General features: G+C 57.0%; 14 protein-coding genes. 5 read left to right on the top strand and 9 right to left on the bottom strand.

Translation table 11 applies throughout. The features are described 5' to 3' along the window. The 3 genes from H0484_RS11700 to H0484_RS11690 form a co-directional block, all read left to right on the top strand. Positions 1-755, top strand: a 755-nt coding sequence (locus tag H0484_RS11700) for an elongation factor Tu (RefSeq protein WP_226954814.1), incomplete at its 5' end; no start/stop codon positions are given. A 70-nt stretch (positions 756-825) separates the two neighbouring features. Beyond that, positions 826-1,137 carry a 30S ribosomal protein S10 gene (gene rpsJ / locus H0484_RS11695; protein ID WP_226954813.1) on the top strand — a complete coding sequence of 104 codons (312 nt, stop codon included), beginning with the start codon at positions 826-828 and terminating at the stop codon, positions 1,135-1,137. A gap of 178 nt (positions 1,138-1,315) precedes the next feature. Further along, positions 1,316-2,050 carry a TetR/AcrR family transcriptional regulator gene (locus tag H0484_RS11690; RefSeq protein ID WP_226954812.1) on the top strand — a complete coding sequence of 245 codons (735 nt, stop codon included), beginning with the start codon at positions 1,316-1,318 and terminating at the stop codon, positions 2,048-2,050. A gap of 35 nt (positions 2,051-2,085) precedes the next feature. Here H0484_RS11690 and H0484_RS11685 read toward each other — a convergent pair whose 3' ends face one another. From H0484_RS11685 to H0484_RS11655, 7 genes are all read right to left on the bottom strand, one after another. Beyond that, positions 2,086-3,102 carry a porin gene (locus tag H0484_RS11685; protein WP_226954811.1) on the bottom strand — a complete coding sequence of 339 codons (1,017 nt, stop codon included), beginning with the start codon at positions 3,100-3,102 and terminating at the stop codon, positions 2,086-2,088. A gap of 153 nt (positions 3,103-3,255) precedes the next feature. Further along, on the bottom strand, positions 3,256-4,473 hold the full coding sequence (locus H0484_RS11680) for a Rieske 2Fe-2S domain-containing protein (RefSeq protein ID WP_226954810.1): 1,218 nt from the start codon (positions 4,471-4,473) through the stop codon (positions 3,256-3,258). 20 nt (positions 4,474-4,493) lie between these two features. Continuing rightward, positions 4,494-5,219, bottom strand: coding sequence for an ABC transporter ATP-binding protein (locus tag H0484_RS11675; RefSeq protein WP_226954809.1), 726 nt, complete (start codon positions 5,217-5,219; stop codon positions 4,494-4,496). After that, positions 5,216-5,941 carry an ABC transporter ATP-binding protein gene (locus H0484_RS11670; RefSeq protein ID WP_226954808.1) on the bottom strand — a complete coding sequence of 242 codons (726 nt, stop codon included), beginning with the start codon at positions 5,939-5,941 and terminating at the stop codon, positions 5,216-5,218. Before H0484_RS11670 ends, H0484_RS11675 begins: the two co-directional genes overlap by 4 nt. Next, the gene (locus tag H0484_RS11665; protein ID WP_226954807.1) at positions 5,938-6,882 is read right to left on the bottom strand and encodes a branched-chain amino acid ABC transporter permease; all 945 of its coding nucleotides are present in this window, start codon (positions 6,880-6,882) and stop codon (positions 5,938-5,940) included. The genes H0484_RS11670 and H0484_RS11665 overlap by 4 nt, the downstream gene beginning before the upstream one ends. 20 nt (positions 6,883-6,902) lie before the next feature. After that, positions 6,903-7,760, bottom strand: coding sequence for a branched-chain amino acid ABC transporter permease (locus tag H0484_RS11660; protein ID WP_226954806.1), 858 nt, complete (start codon positions 7,758-7,760; stop codon positions 6,903-6,905). Positions 7,761-7,791: 31 nt separating this feature from the next. Continuing rightward, positions 7,792-8,940, bottom strand: coding sequence for an ABC transporter substrate-binding protein (locus H0484_RS11655; RefSeq protein ID WP_226954805.1), 1,149 nt, complete (start codon positions 8,938-8,940; stop codon positions 7,792-7,794). Between the two features lie 147 nt (positions 8,941-9,087). On the opposite strand from H0484_RS11655, the gene H0484_RS11650 reads away from it, so the two are divergent. Together H0484_RS11650 and H0484_RS11645 are read left to right on the top strand one after the other, a co-directional pair. Then, a complete protein-coding gene (locus H0484_RS11650) occupies positions 9,088-10,062 on the top strand; it encodes a PDR/VanB family oxidoreductase (protein WP_226954804.1) in 975 nt (324 codons plus the stop codon). A 3-nt stretch (positions 10,063-10,065) separates the two neighbouring features. Beyond that, positions 10,066-10,974, top strand: coding sequence for a DMT family transporter (locus H0484_RS11645; protein ID WP_226954803.1), 909 nt, complete (start codon positions 10,066-10,068; stop codon positions 10,972-10,974). A 21-nt stretch (positions 10,975-10,995) separates the two neighbouring features. Here H0484_RS11645 and H0484_RS15225 read toward each other — a convergent pair whose 3' ends face one another. Together H0484_RS15225 and H0484_RS11635 are read right to left on the bottom strand one after the other, a co-directional pair. Then, positions 10,996-11,670 (bottom strand): prepilin peptidase, encoded by a 675-nt coding sequence (locus H0484_RS15225; protein ID WP_315859954.1) that lies wholly within the window; start codon positions 11,668-11,670, stop codon positions 10,996-10,998. 2 nt (positions 11,671-11,672) lie between these two features. Beyond that, entirely contained in the window at positions 11,673-12,128 is a 456-nt protein-coding gene (locus tag H0484_RS11635; RefSeq protein WP_226954802.1) for a type II secretion system protein N, read from the bottom strand. Between the last annotated feature and the right edge of the window lie 267 nt (positions 12,129-12,395).

Below are 12,395 nucleotides of genomic sequence, written 5' to 3'. Positions count from 1 at the left end.
TGCTCGAGCTGGTCGAAATGGAAGTTCGCGAACTGCTGAGCAAGTACGACTTCCCCGGCGACGATACGCCTATCGTCAAGGGTTCGGCCAAGCTGGCCCTGGAAGGCGACGACGGCCCCCTGGGCAAGCAAGCGATTCTGCAATTGGCCGAAGCGCTGGATACGTACATCCCCACGCCAGAGCGTGCTGTGGACGGCACGTTCCTGATGCCTGTGGAAGACGTGTTCTCGATCTCGGGTCGCGGTACGGTGGTCACTGGCCGTATCGAGCGCGGTATCGTCAAGGTCGGCGAAGAAATCGAAATCGTGGGTATCAAAGACACGGTCAAGACCACTTGCACGGGCGTGGAAATGTTCCGCAAGCTGCTGGACCAAGGTCAAGCGGGCGATAACGTTGGCGTGCTGCTGCGCGGTACCAAGCGTGAAGACGTCGAGCGTGGCCAAGTGTTGGCCAAGCCCGGTTCGATCAAGCCGCACACGCAGTTCACCGCCGAGGTGTACATTCTGTCCAAGGACGAAGGTGGCCGTCACACGCCATTCTTCCAAGGCTATCGTCCCCAGTTCTACTTCCGTACGACGGACGTGACGGGCACGATCAAGCTGCCTGAGGACAAAGAAATGGTTCTGCCCGGTGACAACGTGTCGATGGAAGTGACGCTGATTGCGCCTATCGCCATGGAAGAAGGTCTGCGCTTCGCTATCCGCGAAGGTGGCCGTACCGTCGGTGCCGGCGTCGTCGCCAAAATCATCGCTTAATCAGCGAGCATAGCAGCCATGGTGAAGGGCGAACCCCGCCCTTCACCTGATTCGTTCTTTAGGAAACATCATGAAAAACCAAAAAATCCGCATCCGTCTGAAAGCCTTTGATTACAAGCTGATCGACCAATCGGCAGCCGAAATCGTTGATACGGCTAAGCGTACGGGCGCGGTCGTGCGTGGCCCGGTTCCTCTGCCCACGCGCATCCGTCGTTACGACGTGTTGAGCTCGCCTCACGTCAACAAGACGGCTCGTGATCAGTTCGAAATGCGCACCCACCAGCGCCTGATGGACATCATCGACCCCACGGACAAGACTGTTGACGCGCTGATGCGCCTCGACCTGCCTGCCGGTGTCGACGTCGAAATCGCGCTGCAGTAAGAAGTACCGAAATGCCGTAAACATAAGCCGAGCTTATGTTTACATGAAAACGCCACCCTCAAATCGAAGGTGGCGTTTTTTATAGTTGCTGCAAGAAATGTTGCCGACCCAACAGGTATACTTCCCCCATCCGTTGCAAGTTGCAATCTCTATCAACCCGATTTTCAATCGTAGTCTAGTGCCAAGACGAACGCGCAAGTTTCAAAGTAAAGCCAAAACGCTGGATAGCCAGGTTCAATTGCGCCAGCGCTTTATTGAAACCGGTAAAGCATTATTAAAAGAAGCACCCGGTAGCGAGCCTTCTTTGCGCAAAATCGCCGAGATCGAAGGTTACTCGCCCAGTGCACTCTACCGCTACTTTGCTACCAAAGCAGAGCTCATGTATGCCATACGGGAAGACTATCTGATCCGTTCGGTAGCTTACGCTCAGCAACGCATAGAGCCGCTTAAGCACGCTGAGCATCGCTTGAGTGTGGGCTTCGAAGCATTGGTGATGTTTTGGGTGGAAAACCCAGAAGACTTTCGCCATGTGTACAGCTACCGTACCCCTCAAGACGACGTCGACGCCGTGGGGGCTTTGATACGGGATACATCCAATATATTGACTGCTCGCGAGTTCTGCGTGGGCTTGGTGCGTGACTTCTTTCTGCAGCAAGATATAGACCCTGACGACGAGCTTATCAGTCAGCTGACGGATGCCATCGTGGTGGCCACTCATGGCGTCGTAGCCATACCGCTGGGCAGCCCTAGTATTCGTTATTGTCCCAGCGAACTCATGGCGCGTATCACCATACAGGCGTTTGTCGGCGCTTGGCGCAACTACGTGAGTTTCATCAAATCCAATCGCCTGAGCCGCCGGCCAACGGCGGCCCAGTTTCACGAGTACCTCAACACCGTAGGTGCTGCCGGCTAAGAGTCGCCGGCTTAAAGCCCCCTGGTGTGACAGCCTTAGAACATGTGCTTGTAGCCCACCGAAAAGGTGGTGCGGCTGTTGTTGCTACCGACTTTGCCCGGCTGGTTGAAAGCCGATAACGTGACGCCACTGACGCGACTGTAATCAGCCTCAAGATACAGCTCTGAGCGTTTGGACAAGGCATACTGCAGGCGGGTAACAAAGGTGCTGCGCCCACCGCTATCGGGGGTTTGCGTCAGGTTGCGATAGTAGGTACCCGACAGAATGAAGCGTTGATTCAGTGGGTGGATGAAGCCCAGCGCATAGAGGCGATCTTTGCGGTCTACACCACGTTTGTCGTGCGAGTACATGGTGTAGCCATGCAAGGTGGTGCCGTTGTCGAAGCGGTACTTCAGTGCCAGCAGATTAGTGGTGCGCTTGCCGTTCAATGCCTCGTCGGAATGATGAGACAAACCAATGTCCACAGGCCCCACCGGAATCATGGCCATCAAGCCATAGGAGTCATCGATGTGTTGCTCGCCGCTTAGCACATACATGGCGCCCACTTGAACGCCCTCAATGGTGTGCCGATACTTGATGGAGTTGTCGTAGCGGAGGGTGTATTGCTGCCCAACAAACCAAGCGGTTTCGTCGTAGCCGCCTACGCCGAGCACGTCGCACATATTCATGGCCAGCACTTCATGTGTCAGGGCGTACTGACGACCGAAGGAGATGCGGCCCAGGTCCTTGCTGCCCAAACCTACCCAAGAGTGCCGGTTGAACAAGCGTGTACTGTCTACTTGTGCACCCGTATTAGGATTGAAGCCGTTTTCCAGTTGGAACTCGGAGTAAAGGCCGTTGCCTAGGTCTTCGCGGCCTCTGAAGCCCACCCGCGATGCACCATAGGCGCCAGGCTGCATAGACACGTCAGATGCGGTCGAGGCGTTGGTATTGTTTTGATAGCGGAGGCTGGTGTCGATGATGCCGTAGATGGAAACTTGGGCAGAAGCGGTGCCTGCTGCCACCAGGGTCATGGCGCCTAGCGCCAGGGTTGTGCTCGTTCTTAGGTTCATTTGAGTTTAAAAATAATGGGAAGGTTCAATGAACGCTTGGCGCGCTGCTATTGCGGCTTTTCAGCGCGCAAACGTCTCCTCACACCTCGGGTACGGGTGTTTGTTTAAAAAAGGGAGCCGGGCCGCCTTGGCAGCCCGGGCAGTCAACGGCGATTAGCTGTAGTAATTGCCCGACTTGACCTCGATGGCCGAGGCGTTGGCATCAAAGGTGACGCCTATGGGGTCTTCGCCTTGCTGAACTTTCTTGACTTCATTCTTCAGCATGCGTTGCACCATGGAAACGCCACGGTCAGACATGGCCAGATGCCATTCGCTGTGACGTGGTTGCGAACCTTGACCCGTTTGTGCCTCGGCATCACCGGGGTACTTCTGGCGTTCTTCCTCTGTCAGTTCGCTCCAGTATTTACCGTTGTGCATAGGCAGACCGCGATACAGCTTGCCTTTGGTTTCTTCGGTAACCTTGGAGACCCAGAACGTAGTGTGGTTGTGCTCGTCTATCGGCACATACCAACCCAAGCCGGGCGCCTGGCCTTCACTGGCGTCCACGCGGGGAACAGCGGAGATATTGGGCATGAACACCGAGTTGATACGTGTCAGCGTGCCGCCGTTGTCCAGGCCGCGATAGGCATGGTAAATAACGCCGGTGTCGGTGTAAGACCATTCGACTTTGGGCATAGAGATGAATTTTTCGGAGAACTGCACGCCGCTGAATGTGGAGTGCAAAACCTGGACGTGGTAAGGGTCCATGACGTTCTCAAAGTCTTGCAGCCAGTTGCACGGCACGATGGCGGGTGCGTTGGCGTCGTTATAGCCGCCAAAGCCCGAGTTGTCGACTTCGTAGAATTCGCCTTCGGCCAAGGTTTCCATGTGCGCGAAACGTGGCATCTCGGGTTGCTTCTCAGGAGGACCCATATAGGCGAAGACCAAGCCGTATTTCTCTTGAGTGGGATACCAGGGCTGACGAGCGACTTCTTTGCGTTGGCCACCGCCGGGTTCGCAGGGCTGATCCAGGCATTCCCCGTTCACGCGGAACAGCCAGCCGTGATAACAGCAACGTATGCCTTCTTCTTCCACACGGCCGTAGTACAGGCTGGTGCCGCGGTGCATGCAATGAGGGTACAGAAGACCCACACGCCCTTTGCCGTCACGGAAAAGGACCAGATCTTCACCCAGAATCTTGACCTTCTTGGGGGTGGTGCTCACCTCGGCGGAGACCGCGACCGGATGCCAGAAGCGGCGCAGGTATTCGCCCATGGGGGTGCCGGCGGCAACCTCCATCAACTGTTGATCTGACATGCCGGGCTGGCGGCCATAAGCACGCCCTTGGGTGTCGGTGATATCCGTCGTGGTGTCGTTGAGCAATTCAGTCATTGCTGTTCTCCTTCATTCAATTAGAGTTTGCGTAAGCCGATGGCGTTTTCGATGATGTCCTGGTGGTCGCGACGCAGGTCTTCGGTAGGGCCTGTGTAGACAGGGCGGCCCGATTCCAGAACCAAAACGTGTTGCGAGAAATCCAGGATGACGTCGACGTACTGTTCGACAAGTACGCAGGCCAGACCCAGCTCATCGATCATGTCGGTGATCGATGCCATCAATTCCTGGCGAACTTTGGGGGCCAAGCCTTCCAGCGGTTCATCCAGCAACAGGACTTGGGGCTTGGTGACGATGGCGCGGGCAATGGAAAGCATCTGCTGCTCGCCGCCTGAAAGTTGGGTTCCACCGTTGTTGCGACGCTCTTTAAGGCGCGGGAACATGGTGTAGGCCATGTCCAGCGCTTCGGAAGCATTGCCATTTTTAGCGGCGACCAGAATGTTTTCTTCTACGCTCAGCGAGGGGAAAATGTCGCGGCCTTGGGGCACGAAGCCCAGGCCAGAGCGCGAGCGCTGAAAAATAGGCGTGCTGCCTATATCGCGTCCATTCAGCAGAATTTCGCCAGCCTGCAACTGGGACAGTCCAACCGCAGCCGCCAAGGTTGTGGATTTGCCGGCACCATTGCGGCCCAGCACGCCCCAGCGTTGGCCTTTGCATACCGCAAAGGAAACCTGGCTGACGACTTCGGTGCCGTTGTAGCCGGCCGTGATGTCACGGTATTCGAGGTAAGGGGTGGTGCTCATCATTCACCTCGTCCAAAGTAGATGCGTTGCACGTGCTCGTCTGCAGCGATCAGTTGCGGATCGCCATCTTTCAATACGGCGCCGCCGGCCAGCACGATGATGCGTTTGGCCCAGCTGAACACGAGATCCATGTCGTGTTCGATCAGGATGACGGGCAGATCCGAAGGTAGGGCGTTGACGGCATCCAGCACCATGCGACTTTCGCTACGGGGAATGCCGGCGGCCGGTTCGTCCAGCAGCAATAACGAGGGTGACTGAGTGAGTGCGAGCGACAGTTCTACCAGGCGCTTCTCACCCAGTGAGAGAGAGTCAACTTCCTTGTGGGCAAGGTGACTGATCTGCAGCTTGCTCATGCCGGCGTGAACGGCGGTATCGATGTCGTCACGGCTAGGCTTGTTTTCCTGCTTGCGGTGCAGGGCGGCCACACGGACGTTCTCTTCCACCGTCAGGCCGGTAAACAGTCGGCTGATCTGAAAGGTGCGTACCAAGCCGCGTTGCGCACGCTGAGCTACCGACAGCGTGCCGACGTCTTCACCGTCGAACAGGATTTGTCCGGAGGTGTGATGGAGCTCGCCGGCGATGATGTTGACCAGCGTGGTTTTGCCCGCACCGTTGGGGCCGATGATGGCGGCCCGTTCACCCGTAGAGATGTCGAAGCTGACGTCGCGGGTGACGTGCAAGGGGCCGAAACGCATGTTCACGGCTTGCAGTTGTAGGCGTTTCATCCGGCGCTCCTCCAGCGACGAGCAAAACCGATCAGGCCGCGTGGCATGACGGTCATGACGATAAGCAGCAATGCGCCGATGACGAATAGCCAATGATGCGGATTGATGTTCGAGGCGAAGTGTTGAATGCCAAGAAAGACAGTGGCGCCGACAATGGCACCATACAAGCGGTGCGTGCCGCCCAGTACGACCATGATGAGCACGTTGATCGACACCATGAAGCCCAGGCTGTCCAGCGACACCACGGCTGCGGTTTGCGCATTGATGGCGCCCGCAATTCCGGCGACGGCGCCGGAAAGACAGTACACCTTCATCAGGTGAGGGCGTGCGTTGCCGCCCAGCGTTTCCAATCGACCGGCATCTGCTTTAATCGCACGCGCCACCAGGCCGAAGTCCGATTGCACGATGCGTTCCATCACGATGTAAACGACTACGAGGATGACTGCGGCATACCAGAAGCTGGTGTGGCCAAACATGTCGAACTCGAACATGCCGAATAGTGGTTTGACTTCGTAGTCGGTGAAACCGTCATCGCCTCCGGTCAGCCATACCGCTTTGTTCGCGATTTCCAGGAAGACCTGAGCGACGGCGATGGTGAGCATGGCCAAGGTCAGACGCGTGGTGGTGATAAACAGCCAAGCGGTGAGCCAGGCGGTCACTGCACCGGCAGCGGCGCCAATCAACAGGCCCAGCAAGGGGTCGTTGAGCTGATGCGAAGCCAAGATGGCCACGGCATAAGACGCGACGCCATATAAGGTGGCATGTCCCATAGAGGCAATGCCGGCCTGGCCGTAGATGAAGGAATACGACAATGCCAGAATGGCATAGATGATGATGTGGGTCAGGAAGGCGAGACTGTCCTGGAACAGGAAATAGGACAGCACCAGCGCCAGTATCAGGACGACCTCGAATCGCATGATCCGGGAGATCGGGTTGTTCATTGAATCACTCCAAATTCTGATCATTTGCCCAGCACGCCGTTGGGTCGCAGCTTGAGCATCAGGAACATCAGTCCGAAAAACACGAGGGACGAGTATTCGGGGTAGAAGTATTTAGCGGCGGTAGACAGCATGCCCAGCAGCAGCGAGGCGACGAATGCACCGGCCAAACTGCCGTGCCCGGAGACAGCGACGACGGCCAGCATCAGTACGAGGTAGCGACTGGGATACATGGGCTCCATTGGCAACAGCTCTGCGCCCACGATGCCGCCCAGGCCGGCTAGTGCGGCACCGATGGCAAAGGCGGAAACATAGATAAGCTGAGTATTGATGCCTACGGTTTCAGAGATGGGGGAGTTGTCGACGGCGGCTCGGACCAACATGCCAAAGCGTGATCGGTCAATCGCCAGATAAAGCAAGCCCATGGTGGCCAAACCCATGGCAATCACGAACAGCCTATGCGCAGGAAACTGCTTGTCGCCGATAGCGACGCTGCCTGCAAGCCATTCGGGCAAAGGAATGTTGACGACCAAGGGGCCGAAGATGGCCGAGGTAGCGGCGGAGGCGATGAACACGATGCCGAGTGTCATCAGCATCTGGTCCATGGGCGAGCGTTTATAGAAGCGCCGTATCAACAGACGCTCGACGGGGATCGAGACCAGCACGGAACACAAGATGCCAATGAGCGCAGCCACGAAAAAACTCATGCCCCACTGGGTAATCAGATGGGCGGCGACCAAGCCGGCGATCATGGCAAACACGCCATGCGCCATGTTGACGACGTGCATCAGGCCTAAGGTCATGGACAAACCAATGGTGATCATGAAGAGCACCATCGAGTAAGCCATCCCGTCGACCAAAATATTGACGAGAATATTCATTGAGAGAAGAACGTGAGGAAACGGAAATGGATCAGCGGACGGCTTCGAACTGGTCTATGCCGTGGTTCACCATCTTCGAATCGATGTCGGTGACCTGCCGAATGTAGGCGCGCTGCAGGATGTCGCGGGTTTCGGCGTCTATCTGTATGGGGCCGCGCGGGCTTTCCCATTCATAGCCCTTTATCGAGTCGATGGCTTTCTTACCATCGAATTTTTCGGGCGCAGCTTCGATCATGCGGCGCACCAATTCCATGGCATCCCAAGCTTGTACGTGCACCACGCCAATTTCCGATTTCGGGTAAGCCTGGGTAAAGGCTTGACGAAAGTCACGGTTGACTTGTGTATCCAGCGTGGGGTTGTAGAAGTTGCTGGAATACACCCCCAGCGCTTGGGAACCCAAAGCTGGCAAGGTCGAGGTGTCGTCCACTTCGCTGCCCAGCGTGAGCAGTTTGATTCCTTGGTCTTCCAGGCCGTTGGCCTTAAAGGATTTGACCAGACCGATAGAAATTACGCCGCCGGGCGTGAAGCTGAGCACAGCGTCGGGCTTCTCGGCCCGGATGGTCTGCATGAAAGGCGCGAAGTCGAAGTTATCCAGTGGCACGCGAATGCTGTTGGTGATTTCGCCGCCTTGCGCTTTGAAGCGCTCGACAAAGGTGCGCTCGGCGTCGATGCCCGAGGAATAATCGGAAACAATCGTGGCGATGCGCTTCATACCGCTTTTGATGGCGTAGTCGGCCATGGGCAGGGTGAGCTGCGCCTGCGTGTAGGAGACTCGGGTCAGATAAGGCGAGCGTTCAGTCAGGCCGGCACCCGCAGCATTGAAAACAATAAGTGGGCTTTTGCTTTGCGTGGCGATGTTGGCTGCCGCAGTGGCGTTGGGGGTGTACATGAAGCCGCCCAGAATATCCGCCTTTTCCTTGACGATAAGCTCTTGTGCCAGGGCTCTGGCCTTGGGTGGGTTGGGATCAGGCAGATCGCGATAGATGACGCGAACCTTTTGTCCTTCTAGGGTGTCGCCATTCGCCTGTAAATACAGGTCTATAGATTGCTTCCAGGCTTGGCCGACACTGGCGAACTGCCCCGTCATGGGGGCAATGACGCCGAACACGACGTCGGCGTGTGCAATGGTGCTGGTACAGAAATAGATGGCAGCGGCTGTCAGGCTGAGGTTACGACGCATGGTCTTGCCTCCTTTATTTGGGTTATGAGTTATCATTGAGCAGCCATTATAAAAGAATTCGTTCATTTATATTTTCTCTTTAATTAGGGTTTACACCATATTTCTGACTGTTTTAGCTTTTGTAAAAGAACACGTTTATACATTTATATGAGACAAGACATATTATTTGAAGTACGTATCACGCGCCGCCAGTGGGTATCCCGTACAGTGGTTGAACTCGTCTTAGAGTCGACAGGTAAGCCGTTACCGGCTGCTGATGCTGGCGCGCATATCGATGTGCATTTGCCGAATGGCATGGTTCGCCAGTATTCGCTGGTTACCCCGGTGATAGCCGGGGGCAGCTACCGAATCGGCGTGCGAGTGATGGAGGACGGGCGCGGCGGATCGCAATGCGTCGCGCAGTCGCTCACAGAAGGTGATGTCCTAACCATCGGTGCGCCCCGCAATCTGTTTGAGTTGCAGCCGGACGCAGGGCGTATCGTACTGGTAGCCGGCGGTATAGGTATTACGCCGATTCACGCCATGGCTTGTCAGTTGATGCAAGCCGGCCATCAGAATTGGTCACTGCACTATGCTTACAGCAGACACGAAGAGGCCTATTTTCCTTCCGAGTGGTTGCTGTGGGATGAGCGCGTGCAGCGCTACGAAGGCCTGCCGGCGCGGGGTGCGCCGGGGCGTACGCTAGACGTAGCTGCATTGGTTGCAGACTTGGAGAAAGAAGGCGGGGGGGCGATTTATTGCTGTGGTCCCAACAGCCTGATGGATGCGTTGTCTCAACAATGTGAACAAAAATCTTCCGTTCGTTACGTTCAAGAAACTTTTGCGGCCCCCGAGCCCGTAGCGAGTGCGGATGATGGTGCCTTTACGTTGGTACTGGCCAAAAGCGGTCAGTCGATTCAGGTGCAAGCCGATCAAACGATTTTGGATGCTTTGCAGGCGGCTGGGGTTGACGCGCCGTTTTCATGTGGCCAAGGTATTTGCGGCGCGTGCGAAACGGCGGTCTTGGATGGCACGCCTGTGCACAGAGACGCGATTCTTTCGCCTGCCGAGCAGCAAGAGGGCAAGAGCATGATGATTTGCTGTTCTCGCTCGGCCACCCCGACACTTACCCTGGATATGTAAAACATGGGCAAGTACGCGTGGGGCATGGCGGCCATGCTGTTTTGGGGCGCCGCACCTGTGGTGTTGAAATCTTTGGTGGCCTGGCTGCCAGGTAGTTTGCTGATGACGGTGGTTTACGCCTTGGCGGCCTGTGTCACCTTGCCTTGGCTGGTAGGTGCTGTCCGTCGTGGCGGTGTCGCTTGGCGCACCTGGTTGGAAGTGGCGGGTGTCGGTTTGATGCTCACCTCATGTTTCAACCTCCTGGCTGCTATGGCGGCACACGCTGTCAGTGGCACGACGCTAGGCGCGGTAGTGGCCATGGAGCCCCTGATGGTGGCGATTTTGTCTGCTCTGCTGGCGCGTCGTTGGTTGCCGTGGCACACCAGCGTGGCCTTGGCGGTGTCGCTGCTTGGCGCGTGGCTGCTGGTGATGGCGCCATCTGCGATGCCGGATGCCGGCAATGAAGCCTGGGCTGTCGGATTGGTAGTGCTAGGTGCGTTGGCTTGGAGCGCGGCTGTCGTGTGGTCAGCACGAATACGCACCGCTTGGCCACCGCTACAGACCTCGATGATCATGATTTGCTGTGGCTCGCTGCCATTTTTGGCGGCCTTCCCCTTTATGCTTGCGCAAGTGGAAAGCTGGCCCGTATTGCCTGCTGCGGCCTATGGCGGCATTGCCTTCATGGCATTGGGGGCAACGGTGGCGGCCAATCTATTGTGGCTGCGCTCGTTGCGCGAGCTAGGTCCCTTGGCCAACAGCTTGCTGATCAACGTGGGCCCATTGTTTACCTTTGTGCTCTCTGCTACGTGGCTGGGTGAGCCTTGGGGCGGACGGCAGACCTTGGGAGCGTTGTGTATTGTGCTGGGCTTGAGCTTTGGAGCTTGGTATCAAGATGGCCGGCTGCGTGGGGGGCGACGTCAGCAAGCTTGCTGAAAAGGCGCGGGTTCTGGCTACTTAAAACTGCCAGAACAATTGAAAAGCGCCGGCTGCAGCCAGGTAAGGTCCATAATGCAGTGCCAGGCCCATGTCGGTACCCGAGCGCCAGCGTCTTAATAGGGTGATCAGCAAGGCACTGACTGAAGCAAAGAGCACGATATTGGGCAGTGCCGCCCAGCCTAGCCAGGCGCCTAAGGCAGCGAGTAACTTGAAATCGCCGTAGCCCAGGCCTTCACGACCTGTGCACAGCAAAAAGGCTTGGTAGATCAGCCAAAAGAAGAGATAGCCGCAGGCGGCGCCGATGACCGCGTCGGGCAGCATGGCGAAGGTGTGGTTCAGGTTAACCAGCAGGCCTAGCCATAGCAGAGCCAGCGTCAGATGGTCGGGTAGCAGGCCGGTATGGGCGTCTATCCAGGCCAAGGTAGCCAGCAGTAGTGCGAAGGTAGTCGCGGCCAGGCCGGCGAAGCTTAGGCCGTAGCGCCAGCCGCAAGCGGCAGCGGGTAAGGCGCAAAGCAAAGCAAAGCACAAACGACGTGATAGCGAACTAAGCTTAGCGGGTGGAGGGAGCTCGGGGTCTATCTGCCTGGGTAGCCAGTCGGCCCACCAAGCTAAAAAGGGGCTGAGTACGGTGGCGAGTAGACCCAGGGCCAAGGCGCTGGCCCACGGAGACGCAAAAGTGCCTAAGGCCCACATGGTCAGCGTACCGGCACAAACCCTTGGATGATGGCGTTAGGGTGCGCAGGAGTACGCAGGGATTCCACAGCGCCTTCTTGATCGATTTCGACGTGTTCTGGCCCTACTTTCGCCAAGATGACGCCTGGCGCCAAGGTTTGGCCCGAACGGTAGGCCTGAGGCTTGCCGCCGTCTATAGACAGCAGGGCGGCGCCATGTTCGTCAGAGGCGATCAACCCGACCAAGGCGACGCGCACGCGGCTGTTGCCGCCCCCGAACCAAGCGGAGATGGCGGTGGTGTCGAGTTGAGGCGCCAGATTGGAGGCCAGGACGGGTGGTTGGGCGGGTGTGGAGGGCGCGAGCAAAATGGCGCCCCATACGCCTATGCCGGCGGCTACTACCAAGGTGGCCAAGGCTAGAACCAGCTTAGGCAGGCCCTGACGCAAAAAGCTGCCGAACGAAAGTGTAGGAAAATTCATGGTTGCTGCGAGTCGGGTTGGGCTGGTAGGCGAGGGTTTCAGGGCGCGTGGCGTGAAATATAAGCTCGGCCTCGCGATAAACACCGATATGCTGAAACGCCTGAGATAGGTATGCTGTGCAATAGTTGCCTTTGCCATTCTACTGAATGCGCCCGATTTGGCCACGAAATACTGAGGCAAAACTGACACATGACCATGTAATAATGGCTTTCGTCAGTTTGGGTCAGACGCATTTCAGGCAATGGTACCCATTATTTGTTTCTTTCG

The organism is Mesopusillimonas faecipullorum, assembly GCF_020539505.1.
GTDB classification, from domain to species: Bacteria; Pseudomonadota; Gammaproteobacteria; order Burkholderiales; family Burkholderiaceae_B; genus Mesopusillimonas; species Mesopusillimonas faecipullorum.
This window is presented reverse-complemented; position numbering and strand designations above follow the sequence as displayed.